This is a genomic window from Pseudomonas syringae pv. tomato str. DC3000, assembly GCF_000007805.1.
GTDB classification, from domain to species: domain Bacteria; phylum Pseudomonadota; class Gammaproteobacteria; order Pseudomonadales; family Pseudomonadaceae; genus Aquipseudomonas; species Aquipseudomonas avellanae.
Map to the genome: position 1 here is coordinate 1,091,883 of NC_004578.1, position 15,342 is coordinate 1,107,224.

Sequence of the window (15,342 nt, forward strand, 5' to 3'; positions counted from 1 at the left end):
TTTGGTTCAGGCCTTGAGCCGGCCCAGCCATTCCAGCGACGTTCTCCAGATACAAATCCCCAGAAAATACGCCGACATCGCCAGCCACAAGCCCATGACGAGCGGGCCATTGTGCGGATGGTTGATGATCAGCAGCGCGCTGGCCAGCAGCCATACAGTGGTGACTGCGATGTTGAGCGGCATGAAACGACGCACGCGGAACGGGTGCAGAAACTTCATGCGGGTCATGGTCAGCAACGCCAGGGCGATGATGGTAATGAACGTCAGCCACGGTGCGGGTGACAGAATATAAAGGCACAGCGCAACGACGTTCCAGGCGGCGGGGAAGCCCTGAAAGTAGTTGTCCTTGCTCTTCATATCGACATTGCAGAAGCAAAACAGCGACGAAACCAGAATGACCGACACGCTCAACAGCAACGTGTAGTCCGGCACCGGAATGTAGCGGTAGATGAACAGGGCCGGGATGAACACGTAGGTCAGGTAGTCGATGACCAGGTCCAGTACCGAGCCGTCAAAGTGCGGCAGTACCGAGGTCGTGTTGACCTTGCGAGCCAGCGAGCCGTCCACTCCGTCGACAATCAGAGCGGCACCGAGCCACAGCAGGCAGGCTTTGGGTTCATTGTTGAACAGGGCAATAGTTGCCAGAAACGCAAGGACGACGCCGGTGGCGGTGAAGCCATGCGCGCCCCAGGCGTTGAGTCTGGCTATGCGTTGATTGGTAATCACGGGGGCGCTCTCCAGGAAATAATGCTGCCAGGGCGTGCCGCAACCCTGACTGGTAGCAACTATCGACCCGGCAATCGCCGATAAGTTTAGCGGTGACTATCCCTTGTTTCCCGGTTGTTTTCCAGAAAACCGCGATCGTTACCGGACCGTTCGTCTCTGTATTCCTCCGGTTCGACGAAACGAGTGGGCGAGTCACCATTGGCATTGAGCTGGTTGATCCGTGTCGGCTGGCCTTGGTCATTGAAAAATACCTGACCGATACCTGCCGAATTCCATAAGCGTTCACCGGCCTTGCTGTGCTCGGGCGTGCGCGGGATGACCTTCATCAGGCGTCGCTTGGTGAACCAGTTCAATGGTGAGCGGGGTGAGTATAACCAGCGATTCAGCCGATCAAAAGTATCCAGCAAGCGTCGGGGGAATTCATTTTTGATACCGCTGCTGGTGATCTGCCAGATATGCGGGCTGCCGCTGCGGTGGCGAATCAGAATTTCGTAGACGAACGAGTAGTGCACATCGCCTGACAGAATCACGTAATTGCCCGGTGTTCTGGAGTGGCGAAAGATGTTCAGAATGACATTGGCTGCGCCGCGGTGGGCCATCCAGTTTTCTGCGTCCACCAGCAACGGATAGCCACACCAGCTGAAAACCCGCTGAATCGCCTCGATCAGCTTGACGCCAAACACCGGGGCAGGCGACACGATAATCGCTGATTTATGATCGATCAGTTCCTGTTGCAGCTCGCAGAGCGCTTCCCAGTCCAGCAATCCTGACGGATGGTTGAAATTCGACTCGCTGCGCCAGCGCCGGGTCCGGGTGTCCAGTACCACCAGCGCCGGGTGGGTCGGCAGCACGTAGTGCCACTGCTGAAATTTCAGCAACTGATCGATCAGGGTGTTCTGGGAAGTGCTGTCCAGCCAGTGATTGTTGCGCACAGCCTGGCCACTGAGGTCCTGCGCCCGCCCGACGAGCTCATTGAGCGCGTCAGGGTTGTTGCCCCAGCCCTGACAGAGCAAGTAGGCAAGCAAGGCGTTGCCGATGATGCGCTTCGAAAACGGGTGGCCGTAGGCCGTTTCTTCCCAGTTCGCCGAGAGGTTCCAGTCATCGGTGATGTCATGGTCATCGAAGATCATCATGCACGGCACATGCGCCATCGCCCGCGCCACGCCGCCCAGCCCGGCAACGAAACCATCGATCAGTTGCTGTTCGTTGGCGTAACGCTCCAGCTCCTCGGCGTCGAGTTGCGGCATGTCCGGCTCGATTAACGTCCAGGGCGTAGGCGACCAGACCAGCAGGTACATCGCCATGACTTCTGCCAGGGTCACCAGGTGATTGTCGGCGGTGCTGCTGGTGAACACCGGCTTGCTTGCGCCACCGAAGAAACGCTCGCGTAGCGTGTCGTTGCTTTTCAGCGCAGGCAGCAGGTCGGCACGCTGGTAATAACTGGCCGGATGCTGATAAAGGCTGGCGCTGTCATCGACCACCGCACCGTCGAGGTGCTCATCGAACAGCCCCAACCGTTCGATCAGCGCATGAATGGCGCGCAGCATCGGGCCTGCCACATCATCGGCGTAGATCTGGTCGCCGCTCATCATCAACAGGGCAGGGCGTTGCAGCGGGTCTTGGGTGTCGGCCAGCAAGCGGTCCACACAAAGCAGGCCCTCTGCGGCGCAATGGTGTGGCTTGCGGCAAGAGCCATGCAGCAGATGGTCGATGCTGCTGCGCACGACAAAGTTCGGATAAACGGCACCTTCGTACAGCAAGTGCGGCGCCCATTCTGTGATACCGCCCGGTTCGCCCTCGACCCGCAGGTCGTAATCGACCCATGCGTCCAGGGGCAGGTCGGCCTCCAGTTGCAGGTCGATCAGGTGAATGAACGCATGGCGTCCCACAGCAACAACCTGACATTGCTGGCCGGTAAGCGGGTAATCGATAAAGCCGCTTGATGCAGCATCAGCAGCGCCATGACGCAGACTCAACGTCAGGTTCAGTGGGCGCGAACCCACCAGCCACAGCACCAGACGGCCAGCTTCCTGACGGCGTAACAGTGGGCCTGCAAGGATGGACGGCAGTGACGCGCAGTGTTCGGCGGACGAAGAGGACATCCTGATTCAAGGCTCTGATGGACCGTAGGCACGGAATAGTAACGCAGCAGGCGTGGAAAGTTCTTGTTACACAGCTGGCTCGCCAGGCTCAGCCTGTTTCAAGGCATTGCAGCGAGGAAATATGAGCCGCGATCACTTAACCGGATGAAACGCATGGCTATGCGGCTTCAGTGATGCGTAGCGTTGCCGATAGACACTTTTACACAACGTTCGAAAATTGCCGGTATCCCCTGCAAGACCGCGCAGTCTCCGCCAATGCTAACGCGAGAATTCCGATTATGAACTGGTTTTACAACGCCAAGCTGTCTACCAAGCTGTTCATCTCATTCGCATTATGTGCGCTGATTACCCTCGGTGTGGGGATGGTTGCCAGTCGAGGTATTGCCGAACTGGCGAGCAATCTCAAACTCGTGTTCTCCAACAACCTGGTATCAGTGTCCAAAACCAACGAGACGATGACCAATGTGGTCGAACAGAATCGTGACCTGTACCGCCTCATCACGGTCGTGGCTGCCAATGCGTCGCAAGGTGCAAAGGATGATGTCATCGCCAGCCTGCAAAAAAACCGCGCCGAAGCAGAAAAGGCGTACTCGACCTATCGTGCTACCCCACTCGAAGATGACGAGCGCGCTGCGGGCGATCAGATGGACAAGGACTGGCCTGTGTATCAGGCGCTGGTCGATCGGGCGCTGGGCATCATAACTTCCGGTGATATTGGTACGGCAAGGGCGCTGGTCGATGGCGAGGTCCGCACGGCCTAACTCAAGGTCATGGACGAACTGAGCATCATGGTGGGCTCCAACAATCGTCAGATCGGCGAAGGCGCTATCGCTGCCGGGAAGACAGAGTCGACAGCCAACCTCAATCTGTACATCGGTATCGGCGTGGCCTTCGTGGCCGCCTTTGTTCTGGCACTGTTTATCAGCCGCGTGATCAGTTCGCCCATCGCCTGCGCACTGTTCAGTGCGCAGCGTATTGCCGGTGGCGATCTTACTCAGCCGATTGTCAGCACTCACCACGATGAAGCGGGCTTGATGCTCACAGCCCTTGGCGACATGCAGACCAGCCTCAAGAGCACCATCGGGCAGATATCCAGTGCCGCCGACCAATTGGCCTCGGCTGCAGAAGAACTTAACGCCGTGACCGAAGAAAGCAGTCGTGGCCTGACGCGCCAGAATGATGAAATCCAGCAGGCCGCTACCGCCGTCAACGAGATGACCGCAGCGGTTGAAGAAGTGGCGCGCAACGCCATGTCCACCTCCGACGCGTCGAAGCAGACCAGCACTGAAGCGGCTACTGGCCGTGATCAGGCCCGTGATGCGGTTAATGCGATCAACACGGTCAGCGACGAGATCAGCAGTTCGACCACGATGGTTGAAGAGCTCGCCGGACGTGTTCGCGAGATCGGCAAGGTGCTGGATGTGATTCGCGGTATTGCCGAGCAGACCAACCTGTTGGCGCTCAACGCGGCCATCGAGGCTGCCCGTGCGGGCGAGCAAGGGCGTGGTTTTGCCGTGGTAGCAGACGAAGTACGCGCCTTGGCGGCCCGCACTCAGGCGTCCACTGGCGAAATCGAAACCATGATCGGCAGCGTCCAGGCCAGTGCTGATCAGGCCGTGCGCGCTATGGGCAACAGCCGCACGCTGGCGAGCAACACCCAGTCGCTGGCCCAGGCCACCGGCCAGTCGCTGGAGCGCATCGCCAAGAGCTTGCCGAGATCAACGATCGCAACATGCTGATTGCGACCGCATCCGAAGAACAATCCCATGTCGCTCGCGAGGTGGACCGCAATCTGGTCAACATCCAGGACCTCTCCACCCAGACCGCGGCTGGCGCTCACCAGACCAGCGCTTCAAGTCAGGAGTTGTCTCGCCTGGCAATTTCCTTCAACGACCTGGTAGGCCGATTCAAGGTCTGACGCAGTCCTCAGGACTGTTCGCCCGGCAGGCGCTTCTGGAAAAAGAAGCGCTTGCTGCCGGGCGGATAGTCATCGATCTGGCCGAACTCGGTGTAACCGTGACGGCGGTAGAAATCCGGTGCCTGGAAGTCGAAGGTGTCCAGCCAGATCCCGACACAGCCCTTCTCGACGGCCAGATCCTCGGCCATCTGCATTAGGCGTGAGCCCATGCCCTGGCCCCGGGTTTGTTGCGGCACGACCAGCAACTCGATAAACAACCACTGATAAAAAATGCGCGCGTGCAGGCCACCGAGAACTTCCCGGGTCTGATCATCGCGAATAAACATCGCCACCTTCTCTGACTTCCCGTCACCCGCCTGCTCGGCATTGAAACGCTTCAACGGCTCCAGAATCGCCAGACGATCTTCTTCCGTGGGGTTTGTATTGATGTCGATGTGCACGCTCATGCGGTGGCTCCCAGCCAAATGATTGCGCGTCGAGATTAAGGCCGGAGGAGGGCGGGGTAAAGGTGCCAGAAGGCATTATGGCTGGCAAAACACACAGTTGCGCCCGGCGTGCTTGGCGGCGTACAGCGCGTTATCGGCAGCGCTGATCAGCGTATCGTAAGTGATCAGCGGGGCAATCCCCGATGCGACGCCAAGACTGATGGTGACATGCGCGTCTTCGCCCAGCGCCGGGTGCGGCAGCTTGAGGGCGGCCACCGTGGCTTTCAGGGTCTCGGCCATCTTCGTGGCCTGGTCGGCATCGGCATTCATCAATACCAGTACCTCTTCACCACCGAACCGGAAGGCCACTGCACCGCCGTCATTTGCGCTTTGCTGGATTGCCTTGCAGAGCAACTTAAGGCAGACATCGCCCTGTGGATGGCCGTAGTTGTCGTTGTAGGATTTGAAGTGGTCGATGTCCAGCAAAATGATCGCCACGTTTGCCTGCTTTTTACGGGCACGTTCCCAGACCGACGTCAGCACTTCATCCTGATAACGTCGATTGAACAGACGCGTCAGTGCATCGGTGCGTGCAAACTCCAGCAACTGCACTTGCAGCAAGCGTCCGCGCAGTGCAAACAGATAACTCAGACGGCTTGCCCGCTCCAGAAAATAGGAAGCCATCAACAGCAGCATGACCGTCGAGACGAACAGCAGGGCATTGGCCTGCCAGATGACGAAATCCGCGAAGTCTGCAATGTAGGTTGTCACCAGTTGAATGATCAGCATGCAGGACAACGCGGCGGCGGCATGGCGCAGCGGCAACTGCTGGATCATGGTGCAATAGACCATGATCAGCAGCATGCCCAACTGATAAAAGATCTGATACGGGCTCTCGCTGTAAGTCATCACCACCATTGGCATGAGCGAGCACAGCACCGTGGCGACCGCAGCAGTGGTCTCCATCGCCCGACGAGAAGCAAGGCGCCGAGCCAGGATCAGCATGATGATGAACATCGGCGTGATCAGGCACAGACGGCCTATCGCCACGTAGACAAAAACATCGCGCAGAATCAACCAGTCGGTGATCAGAAACAGGTTATAGATCAGGCTGCCGCCGATACCCATCGCAGTCAGAAACTCACGCCGTTGCAGTCGGGTTTCCGTTTGATAACGTCGCTCAAGGCCACGGCTGAAGCACAGCGCTCCGACCCCTGAAGTAATGGTTCGCTCGACCTCGGCAAGGGTTTGCGAATCTTCAGGGCTGGGACGATCAAGTGTTGAAGCGAGCATGTTGCACCGGGACTTTGACATCGAGAGACTTGGGACAGTACGCATGATGTCTTAGTGCCATCAAACTGCAGCATGCTAATTTCAAATAGCGACCGGCGGTCTGTGGGTGATTGGCTGAAAGGATTCAGGTGCGCGGCCGAGCTTGGATTTCTGATCGCCGCCGTCCAGTCTCAAGCGCAGGTTATTTGAAATTGACCGCTTGCACTTCAAGTTCCGGATCTATAGTGATCAGGTGCTTCGACTCAAGCTCTGTGGGTGCCTTCGAAGCGAGCGTGCTGCAATTCGTGATTGTATCGCGGCACAATTAACGTTAGCCGAGCCAGCCCCAGAACGGAATCCTATTATGAGTGCACCGCAAGAATCGGTAATTATCACTGGTATCACGGGCCAGGATGGCGCGTACCTTACTCAGTTGCTGCTGGAAAAGGGCTACAAGGTTTACGGGACGTTCCGTCGTACCAGCTCGGTCAACTTCTGGCGTCTTGAAGAACTCGGCGTCGCCAGACACCCGAATTTGCATCTGGTTGAGCATGATCTGACGGATTTGAGCGCCAGCATTCGCTTGGTGCAGAAAGCCGAACCCACTCAGATTTACAACCTGGCCGCATTGAGCTTTGTCGGTGTTTCCTTCGATCAGCCCATAACAACTGCTGAAATCACAGGGCTGGGCGCCGTCAACCTGCTTGAAGCGATACGGATCGTAAACCCGAAAATACGCTTTTATCAGGCATCCACCTCTGAAATGTTCGGCAAGGTGCAGGAGGTTCCTCAGGTTGAAACGACTTCGTTCTATCCGCGTAGCCCATACGGTGTCGCCAAGTTGTATGCGCACTGGATGACCATCAATTATCGGGAGTCCTACGGTATTTTTGGCGCCAGCGGCATTCTGTTCAATCACGAGTCGCCTCTGCGCGGTAAAGAGTTTGTAACCCGGAAGATCACCGACGCAGCTGCTCGAATCTCACTGGGCCTGCCGCACGTTCTGGAGTTGGGTAATCTGGACGCACGGCGTGACTGGGGGTTTGCCAAAGAGTATGTCGAAGGTATGTGGCGCATGCTGCAAGCCGAAGAGCCCGACTCCTTCGTTCTGGCAACCAACCGATCCGAAACGGTTCGTGACTTTGTATCCATGGCTTTCAAGGCTGTCGACATTAACCTTGAGTGGGTGGGCAGCGCGGAAAATGAGCGGGGCATTGACGTGAGTACAGGCAAGTCCCTTGTGCAGATCAATCCGAAGTTCTATCGCCCCTCTGAAGTCGAGTTGCTGATCGGCAATCCTGAAAAAGCCAGAAACGTGCTCGGGTGGGAGGCCAAAACCGGCCTTGAGGAGCTTTGTCGATTGATGGTTGAGGCTGACCTGAGGCGCAACAAGAACGGCACCTCGTTCTGATTGGCGGTCGGCCTTCAACCTGAGGGGGTCGTCAGGGCGTCATCGATTATGACGCCCTCATTGAAAGCCCTGACTGATCAAACCGCCGAAATCACCTCGTGACGCCAGTAGTTCAACAACGCTTCGAGTGTATCGTCCAGCTTCGTCTTGGGCTTCCAGCCGGTGGCACAGCGCATGGCGGAGTTATTGCCGAAAGCGCTGGGTATGTCTGAAGGACGCATCCGGTCCGGATCGATTGTCACCTCGATGACGCTTGAACTCAGTGCCATCAACTGCGTGAGTAGCGTCTGCAGGCTTGTCGGCTCACCGCGGCAGATGTTCAGGCACCCTGGGTAACGCTCCTGCTCGTCGGCGAGCTGCAACAGCGCGACGTAGGCATCGCACACATCGTGCACGTCGAGAAAGTCCCGCGCCGCCTGTAGATTGCCAACCTTCAACTGAGGGGCCTGTTTCCCGGCTTCAATCAAGGCGATCTGCCGGGCAAATGAAGCCGTCGCGAAGTCAGGTGATTGCCTGGCGCCGATATGATTGAAAGGGCGAACGACGATACCTTTCCGGCCCTGGCGGAAATACTCATTGAACGCTGCCTCGGCGGCAAGCTTGCTGGCTGCATAGGGATTCATGGGTTTGCAGGCACTGTCTTCGCCCAGCGCAGTACCTTGCTTGAAGGTCTCGCCGTACACCTCCGACGAGCTCACAAACAGCACAAATGCCTCCGGGGCGCTTCGCTGCAGTGCTTGAAGCAGGTTTACGCTGCCCATGACGTTGGTTTGCCAGGTCAGGACAGGGTTGTTGAAGCTGGTGGGCACATGAGTTATCGCGGCCAGATGCACGACATGAGTGGGAGCCGCCCGACACAGCGCTTGCTCCAGGCCACTGGCATCGCGGATGTCACAACGCACTGATTCGTCAGCATGCGATGACAGAGCTGACTCGGCACCGACCAGCGCGATGACATGATGACCCGCCTGGCGCAGCATGCTGCACAGGATCTGACCCACAAAACCGTTTGCACCAGTGATCAGAATGCGTCGCATCGTCGGGCCTCTCATTGACTGTGTCAGGTAATGGAGCTTAACAGACGTGGCTGATCAGGCAGGCCGTATGCGCTGTTTGTAAATCACGCTGGATCAGGCCGGGGTTTTCAGTTTTCAAGCCACACTCGTCAAGAAAAAATCCTCATGGAATTTTTCATGGTCAGACGAAATGCCTTAATCCGGTCTACGCTTGTGCCGATATCATCGTACAACCTCACAAACGGTGCAGCCATGTTCAATACTCGCTTGAAAAAGGAATTACAGGCACAGCAGGCCGAGTTATCCATGTACCGGCAGATGCAGAAAGGAATGGACGCGCGAATGGTGTCGTTGAGTCTGGACGCCAGCAATCGTATTGCCCACGCCAATGACAACTTCCTCAGAGCGCTTGGCTACACAGCCGAGCAGTTGCTGGGGAGGGAGCTTGATCAGATGGTGCCGACCTACGTCAAACAGCTCGATTGCTACCGCAACCTCAAACTGGCGGTGCAGAAGGGCGAGTCGGTGATCGACAACTACCGTTTTCTGCATGCCGACGGCAGCCTGGTGTGGGTTCGCGCCATGTGGCAGCCGGTTCTGGATGAACAGGGCAAGCTGGTGACGCTGCAGTGCTACGGGTCGGACATCACCCAGACCGTCGAGACCGCTGCCGAGAACTCTGCCTTCATCCAGGCCTTGCTGCGCTCTACCGCCGTGATCGAGTTCGACCTCAGCGGCCACGTACTGACGGCCAATGACCAGTTTCTGCGGGGCATGGGTTACAACCTGGCGCAGATCAAGGGCAAGCACCACAGCCTGTTCTGTGATCCGGCAGAAACCTCACTGGCACCGTACCGCGAGTTCTGGGCGATGCTCAACCGGGGCGAGTTCGTTGCCGGGCGCTTCAAGCGAATCGACAGCAGCGGGCGCGAAGTCTGGCTGGAGGCCACCTATAACCCGGTCCACGACGCTCAGGGCAAGCTCTACAAGATCGTCAAGTTCGCCACGCTGGTAACCGATCAGGTGGCTCGCGAAGACGAAGTCAGTCAGGCGGCCAGCGTGGCATTCGAAATCTCCCAGCAGACCGACGTCAGTGCCCAGCGTGGCGCGGACGTGGTGCAAAACACCGTGCAGACCATGCGCAAGATCTCCGAAGAGATGCAGTCGGCGTCCTCAGGCATTGAAGCGCTGGGCAAGCAATCGTTGTTGATCAGCTCCATCGTGCAGACCATCGGTGGCATTGCCCAGCAGACCAACCTGCTGGCCCTCAACGCCGCCATCGAAGCCGCTCGTGCCGGTGAGCAGGGCAGAGGCTTTGCTGTGGTGGCTGACGAAGTTCGGCAACTGGCCGGCCGCACCAGCGCGGCAACCGAAGAAATCGTCAACGTTGTGCAGCAGAACAGGGCACTGGCCGATGAAGCCGTACGCGGCATGGCCAACAGCCGCACCCAGGCGGAACAGGGTCTGGCACTGGCCAACGAAGCCGGCGCGGTGATCGTCGAGATTCAGGAAGGCGCCAAACAGGTGGTCGGTGCGGTCGGGCGGTTTGCCAATCAACTGAAGTAGTGTTCTCTGCTTTCCGAGGTTTTGTTTTAGATATTGCGTATTGAATAGACGAAAAAGGCTTTTTCGCGATTAAGCGGAAAAGCCTTTTTTCGTTCAGTGTCGCGAATTTTCCTACAGTCATTTCGTTCAAAATGGCGCGCGTTTGTCTGAGAGGATGAACTCATGGCTTACAAAGCCAGACTGCTGGATGAGCCCAGGCTGACCAAAGCCACCACGTTGCCGGATCGCTTGTGATGTTACCTGCCCATGATCATTATCGCTCCAACGCTCCGCGTCACACCTCTGCGCGGTGTCGCGCAATCAAAAGCGGACGCGGAGCGTCCAGAACTGCATGCCCACGCGGAGCATGGGCACGATAGTGTTCTTCCGGACACCTATTGTTCCTCACGTGTGTCATCTGCTCACGATCATTATCGTTCCAACGCTCCGCGTCACACCTCTGCGCGGTGTCGCGCAATCAAAAGCGGACGCAGAGCGTCAAGAACTGCATTCCTACGCTGGAGCGTGAGGAACGATAATCTCAGCTGTCGTGCCGTGGATTCGACATGGCGCATCCACCTCGAATCCCATTTAGCAACAGCCTCTACCGAGCAGTCAGTGCCGAATAGCTGTTCATCAGGTTGCGGTAGTTCGGGATGCGCTCGGACAGCAGGTTACCCAAACCTTCGATGTCGTTGCGCCAGTCACCCTGCAGCTCACAGGCCACCGAGAACCAGTTCATCAGTTGTGCACCCGCCTGCGTCATGCGCGACCAGGCGGCTTGTTGAACCGTGGTGTTGAAGGTGCCGGATGCATCGGTGACCACGAACACTTCAAACCCTTCAGCCAGTGCCGACAGGGTCGGAAAGGTCACGCACACATCGGTCACTACCCCGGCAATGATCAGTTGCTCGCGGCCGGTCGCCTTGATCGCCTTTACAAAGTCTTCGTTATCCCAGGCATTGATCTGGCCTGGACGCGCAATGTACGGCGCATCGGGAAACATGGCCTTGAGTTCCGGAACCAGCGGGCCGTTGGGGCCTTGTTCGAAACTGGTGGTGAGGATGGTCGGCAGTTTGAAAAACCTGGCCAGGTCAGCCAGCGCCAAAACGTTGTTCTTGAACTCGTTCGGCGAGAAGTCCTGCACCAGCGAGATCAGGCCTGTCTGGTGGTCGATCAGCAGAACGATCGCGTCATCTTTGTTCAGGCGGCTGTAGGGGGTGTTGGTCATGGTCAAGTCCTTTCGGTTGGGTAGGTGAGGTCTGGCGTGCAACCTGGGCTCAGATTAGTAGTTCACCGGAAAGGGAAAAAGCGCCTGAGGCGGGTTTTACTGTCCCCCCACAGTGGACAATACTGTCCCAAGTCCTACCTATCCAAAGAATCACCTACACAGGAACGGCCCCGGCTTTGCCAGCCTCCACCGCAAAACGCTTGAGCGTTGACACGCTGGCAGCGGGGTCGAGCACATCCGACACCACCTGAAAGCGGGTCAGCATCTGTTGCTCGCTGAGGTCCACCGCCACATAGCCACGCTGGCGGCTGTCAAAAAACTTCACGTGGGGGTTTAGACCGAGAATGCTGTTGAAGGCCTCGAATGGCGGTCCGCCGGATGTCACCGAGGTGCCGACGAATTCAGTGGCGACGACGGCTGAATCCGGATTGCCCGCATCGGCGTGCAGGTCGGTGGTCCAGAACGAATGGATGTCGCCCCCCCAGAACACCGGGTTGCGGGTCTGGTGGCGTTGCAGGGATGCCAGCATGCGCTCGCGGGTCGCCGCGTAGCCGTCCCAGCCATCGGTCCAGTGGCCCAGCGCCTGCGTTTTGAGATTGCGCTGTTCCAGCGGAGCGACCAGCAAGTCCTGGGCAATGACATTCCATTGTCCAGGTGACTCAGCGAAGCTGCGGTCCAGCCAGGCTTCCTGTTCCCAGCCCAGCATGGTGCGTTTCGGGTCACTCAGATCCGTGCAATCGCTGGGCGCTACGTAGCCTCGACGGCTACCGTTGGCCTGGATGCACGCCTGTTCGGAACGATACTGCCGACCGTCCAGCACATGAAAGCGTGCCAGGCGGCCATAGTCCAGGTTCCGGTAAATACGCATGTTGGGACCTTTGGGCAAACTGCTGGCGCGCAACGGCATGTGCTCGTAAAACGCCTGATAAGCGGCGGCTCTGCGACGCAGAAAGCTCTCTACCGGAACGCTGGGGTCTTGAGACCACTGCGCGGCATAGTCATTCTGCACTTCGTGATCGTCCCAGGTGACAACGCTTGGCGCGCAGGCATGCAGGGCTTGCAGGTCCGGGTCGGTCTTGTATTGCGCGTATCGGTTGCGATAGCCAGCCAGATCTATCGGGTCTGATGTGGCGTGGCGGCGTGGGAACTGTGTATTCGCGGGAGAAACGTTTGCTTCATAGATATAGTCACCGAGAAAGAACACCAGATCCGGTCGCTCCGCAGCCAGGTGCCGATAGGCGCTGAAATACCCGGCTTCCCAATGCGAGCACGATACAAAGCCGAACCTCGCCGCAGCCATGGCCGTCGCGGGTGGGGCCGTGCAGGCCTGACCCACCGGGCTTTGTGCGCCCAGGCTTTCGAACTGATACCAATAGGGCCGCCCCGGTTGCAAGCCGCTCACTTCAACGTGCACCGAATGCGCAAAGCGTGACTGGGCGGTGGCTTGGCCCGAGCGCACGATGCGCGTCATGGCGGCGTCGCTGGCGATTTTCCAGCGCACCTCGACGGCTTTGCTCAAGCCACCGTCGCCTGCCGGGGTGATCACCTGGGGGGCAAGACGTGTCCAGATCACGAAGCCGTCCGGCAACGGATCGCCTGACGACACGCCCAGTGTGAACGGATAATCGACACCAGCACTGCGTGCAAACGGGCTGAGGATCGACAGCAGTGTGGCCCCGGCCACGCCGGTAATGATGCGGCGGCGGTCCGGATTGAAATCGGTCATGACCGGGCCTCCGACGCTTCGTACTGCGCGCGCAACAGCCCGAACAGCGACATGTCCTTAAAGACGCCGTTTTTCAGAAATACCCCTTTCATGCAGCCCTCGTACAACAACCCGCACCTCTCCAGCACCCTGGCGCTGGCCAGGTTGTCGCTGAAGCACTGACCTGCGATGCGGTTGAAGTTCATGTGCGTGAAGCCATACGTCATCAATCCCCGCACCGCCTCACGGGTGTAGCCGTTGTTTCGGTAGTCAACACCCATCCAGTAGCCCAGGTTTGCGCGCTGATGCAATGTCGAAAAGCGGAACGAGACGACCCCGGCTAACTCCCCGGTTTCTGTGACGTGAATCCCAAGGCCCAGTGTCTGACCCGTAGCGAATTGCTCGTGGGCCTGGGCGATGAATGCCTGCGCATGCTCAAGCGTGTAGGGGCTGGGGAGCGCAGAGGTCATGGCCGCAATCGTGGGCTCGTCAGCCAGCCGCGACAAGGTTAATGCCTGTTCCGGCTGCAAGGCGGCAAGCAGAAGGCGTGAGGTTCGGATACGGGGCAGCTCGAGGCACATCGGTGTTTTCCGTCGAGATAAATGCTCAAACGCTGCCGCGTTGCGATGGCGTTTGCGTGACAGGTGCAAGAAACATTTAAGTGCCACGCAATATGCGAATAAAGGCCATGTAACAGTCATGTATCGTTCTTGTAAAACTAACCGATCGGTCATGTTCGGTTGCTAGATTCTCGGCCTCTAAGAAGAGGGAGACGCTGGCATGAGAACGTGGGACGAACCCAAGAAGCGTAAGGCGCACATCGAACTGATCCCTATGATCGACGTGATGATGTTCCTGTTGGTGTTTTTCGTGCTGGTCAGCCTGAACGTGATTCCGGCGCTGGGCATGAAGACCCAGTTACCCAGTGCCAGCAGTTCCCAGCAACTGAAGCCGCAGAACAAATCGATCCTGACCCTCGGGCTCAACGGCGAATTGCAGCTTGATGGCAAGGCAACCACCGTTGATGCGCTGGTGCCTGCCTTGAAGGCGCTGGAAAAACCTGACACCAAAACGACCATCATCGTTAACAGCGACAAGGGCGTTGAAGTTGCACGGCTGGTCGAGATCATGGACACGTTGCGTCTGGGTGGTTTCACGTCCGTTTCCATCGCAACGCGTAAATCCTGATGTATGCCCTGTTTCGGATGCGTCAGTGGCTGGGCGGCTTGCCTGCGCTGGTGGCGCTCATTGCAATTGTGATCGGCGTGCAAACCCGGCCTCTGAAAATGGAGCCGGTCTACGATGAGTCTGCCGTGGAATTGGCACTGGTCGAGCCCGAATCGCCTGCGCCACAGCCTTTGGCACAGCCCGAGCCGCCTCCGGTACAGCCCGAAGAGCCGCCGCCTGCGCCGCCCGTCATCGACAGCGAAGAGGCCGAGCCTGCGCCGCCGCCACCGCCTCCAAAGCCTGTTTCCAAGCCAGAACCCAAGCCAGAACCCAAGCCTGCGCCCAAACCAGAACCGCGCCCCAAACCGTTGCCCAAGCCGGCAGTGGCCAAACCCGTCGAACCGGTTCAGGCCGCCAGCAAGCCGATAGCCAGCGCCCCGGTTTCACCGCCGTCACCGCCGTCACCGCCTGCGCCGCCCGCGCCGCCGAAAGTGGACACTCAAGGTATCGAGGGCGGCTACCTCAAAGGGCTACGCAACGATCTGGACGGTTACAAACAGTATCCCACCGGACGTCAGGCATCACTGGAGCGCCCGAGTGGCGAAGTGGTGGTGTGGTTGTTGGTCGATCGGCAGGGTCGCGTGCTGGATTCCGGCATTCAGACTCAGGCCTCCAGCATGCTGCTCAATCGGGCCGCGACCAACAGCCTGCGACGCATCAAGCAAGTCAAACCGTTTCCCGAACAAGCCTTCGGCGGGCGCAACGAGCAGCGCTTTACCGCCACCTTCAACTACAGCGTGCAATAGCACTGACAAGGAACAAAG

The 15,342-nt window shown here is 58.2% G+C and carries 12 protein-coding genes and 1 pseudogene; 5 read left to right on the forward strand and 8 right to left on the reverse strand.

Going from position 1 to position 15,342, the window contains the following annotated elements; all coding sequences use genetic code 11:
- Positions 1-6: 6 nt before the first annotated feature.
- Both pcsA and PSPTO_RS05290 read right to left on the reverse strand, forming a co-directional pair.
- Entirely contained in the window at positions 7-726 is a 720-nt protein-coding gene (gene pcsA, locus PSPTO_RS05285) for a phosphatidylcholine synthase (protein WP_003380309.1), read from the reverse strand.
- Between the two features lie 86 nt (positions 727-812).
- Positions 813-2,828 carry an alkaline phosphatase D family protein gene (locus PSPTO_RS05290; RefSeq protein WP_011103382.1) on the reverse strand — a complete coding sequence of 672 codons (2,016 nt, stop codon included), beginning with the start codon at positions 2,826-2,828 and terminating at the stop codon, positions 813-815.
- 278 nt (positions 2,829-3,106) lie between these two features.
- On the opposite strand from PSPTO_RS05290, the pseudogene PSPTO_RS05295 reads away from it, so the two are divergent.
- Positions 3,107-4,746 (forward strand): annotated as a pseudogene (locus PSPTO_RS05295) (methyl-accepting chemotaxis protein).
- 8 nt (positions 4,747-4,754) lie between these two features.
- Here PSPTO_RS05295 and PSPTO_RS05300 read toward each other — a convergent pair.
- Together PSPTO_RS05300 and PSPTO_RS05305 are read right to left on the reverse strand one after the other, a co-directional pair.
- On the reverse strand, positions 4,755-5,192 hold the full coding sequence (locus PSPTO_RS05300) for a GNAT family N-acetyltransferase (protein WP_005771495.1): 438 nt from the start codon (positions 5,190-5,192) through the stop codon (positions 4,755-4,757).
- A gap of 75 nt (positions 5,193-5,267) precedes the next feature.
- Positions 5,268-6,464 carry a GGDEF domain-containing protein gene (locus PSPTO_RS05305; RefSeq protein WP_010204046.1) on the reverse strand — a complete coding sequence of 399 codons (1,197 nt, stop codon included), beginning with the start codon at positions 6,462-6,464 and terminating at the stop codon, positions 5,268-5,270.
- 343 nt (positions 6,465-6,807) lie between these two features.
- Between PSPTO_RS05305 and gmd the strand changes: the two genes are divergently transcribed.
- Positions 6,808-7,854, forward strand: a complete 1,047-nt coding sequence (gene gmd / locus PSPTO_RS05310) for a GDP-mannose 4,6-dehydratase (RefSeq protein ID WP_005771491.1) — start codon at positions 6,808-6,810, stop codon at positions 7,852-7,854.
- A 77-nt stretch (positions 7,855-7,931) separates the two neighbouring features.
- On the opposite strand, the gene PSPTO_RS05315 is transcribed toward gmd, so the two are convergent.
- Complete coding sequence (locus tag PSPTO_RS05315; protein WP_005771489.1) at positions 7,932-8,891, reverse strand: GDP-mannose 4,6-dehydratase; 960 nt, start codon at positions 8,889-8,891, stop codon at positions 7,932-7,934.
- A 231-nt stretch (positions 8,892-9,122) separates the two neighbouring features.
- On the opposite strand from PSPTO_RS05315, the gene PSPTO_RS05320 reads away from it, so the two are divergent.
- A complete protein-coding gene (locus PSPTO_RS05320; RefSeq protein ID WP_044393047.1) occupies positions 9,123-10,436 on the forward strand; it encodes a methyl-accepting chemotaxis protein in 1,314 nt (437 codons plus the stop codon).
- 583 nt (positions 10,437-11,019) lie between these two features.
- Here PSPTO_RS05320 and ycaC read toward each other — a convergent pair.
- From ycaC to PSPTO_RS05340, 3 genes are all read right to left on the reverse strand, one after another.
- Positions 11,020-11,646 carry an isochorismate family cysteine hydrolase YcaC gene (gene ycaC / locus PSPTO_RS05330; protein ID WP_005771485.1) on the reverse strand — a complete coding sequence of 209 codons (627 nt, stop codon included), beginning with the start codon at positions 11,644-11,646 and terminating at the stop codon, positions 11,020-11,022.
- Between the two features lie 154 nt (positions 11,647-11,800).
- The gene (locus tag PSPTO_RS05335; protein ID WP_005771483.1) at positions 11,801-13,372 is read right to left on the reverse strand and encodes an alkaline phosphatase D family protein; all 1,572 of its coding nucleotides are present in this window, start codon (positions 13,370-13,372) and stop codon (positions 11,801-11,803) included.
- Positions 13,369-13,932, reverse strand: a complete 564-nt coding sequence (locus PSPTO_RS05340; RefSeq protein ID WP_005771481.1) for a GNAT family N-acetyltransferase — start codon at positions 13,930-13,932, stop codon at positions 13,369-13,371. Before PSPTO_RS05340 ends, PSPTO_RS05335 begins: the two co-directional genes overlap by 4 nt.
- A gap of 199 nt (positions 13,933-14,131) precedes the next feature.
- Between PSPTO_RS05340 and PSPTO_RS05345 the strand changes: the two genes are divergently transcribed.
- Both PSPTO_RS05345 and PSPTO_RS05350 read left to right on the forward strand, forming a co-directional pair.
- Positions 14,132-14,539 (forward strand): ExbD/TolR family protein, encoded by a 408-nt coding sequence (locus PSPTO_RS05345; RefSeq protein WP_003380333.1) that lies wholly within the window; start codon positions 14,132-14,134, stop codon positions 14,537-14,539.
- Positions 14,539-15,324, forward strand: a complete 786-nt coding sequence (locus PSPTO_RS05350) for an energy transducer TonB family protein (protein ID WP_005771480.1) — start codon at positions 14,539-14,541, stop codon at positions 15,322-15,324. Before PSPTO_RS05345 ends, PSPTO_RS05350 begins: the two co-directional genes overlap by 1 nt.
- The last annotated feature ends 18 nt before the right edge of the window (positions 15,325-15,342 follow it).

Excerpts from the sequence above, each read along its gene's own strand:
- PSPTO_RS05290 (WP_011103382.1), bottom strand. The coding sequence starts at position 2,828 with ATGTCCTCTTCGTCCGCCGAACACTGCGCGTCACTGCCGTCCATCCTT.
- PSPTO_RS05300 (WP_005771495.1), bottom strand. The coding sequence starts at position 5,192 with ATGAGCGTGCACATCGACATCAATACAAACCCCACGGAAGAAGATCGT.
- PSPTO_RS05305 (WP_010204046.1), bottom strand. The coding sequence starts at position 6,464 with ATGCTCGCTTCAACACTTGATCGTCCCAGCCCTGAAGATTCGCAAACC.
- gmd (WP_005771491.1), top strand. The coding sequence starts at position 6,808 with ATGAGTGCACCGCAAGAATCGGTAATTATCACTGGTATCACGGGCCAG.
- PSPTO_RS05315 (WP_005771489.1), bottom strand. The coding sequence starts at position 8,891 with ATGCGACGCATTCTGATCACTGGTGCAAACGGTTTTGTGGGTCAGATC.
- PSPTO_RS05320 (WP_044393047.1), top strand. The coding sequence starts at position 9,123 with ATGTTCAATACTCGCTTGAAAAAGGAATTACAGGCACAGCAGGCCGAG.
- ycaC (WP_005771485.1), bottom strand. The coding sequence starts at position 11,646 with ATGACCAACACCCCCTACAGCCGCCTGAACAAAGATGACGCGATCGTT.
- PSPTO_RS05335 (WP_005771483.1), bottom strand. The coding sequence starts at position 13,372 with ATGACCGATTTCAATCCGGACCGCCGCCGCATCATTACCGGCGTGGCC.
- PSPTO_RS05340 (WP_005771481.1), bottom strand. The coding sequence starts at position 13,932 with ATGTGCCTCGAGCTGCCCCGTATCCGAACCTCACGCCTTCTGCTTGCC.
- PSPTO_RS05345 (WP_003380333.1), top strand. The coding sequence starts at position 14,132 with ATGAGAACGTGGGACGAACCCAAGAAGCGTAAGGCGCACATCGAACTG.
- PSPTO_RS05350 (WP_005771480.1), top strand. The coding sequence starts at position 14,539 with ATGTATGCCCTGTTTCGGATGCGTCAGTGGCTGGGCGGCTTGCCTGCG.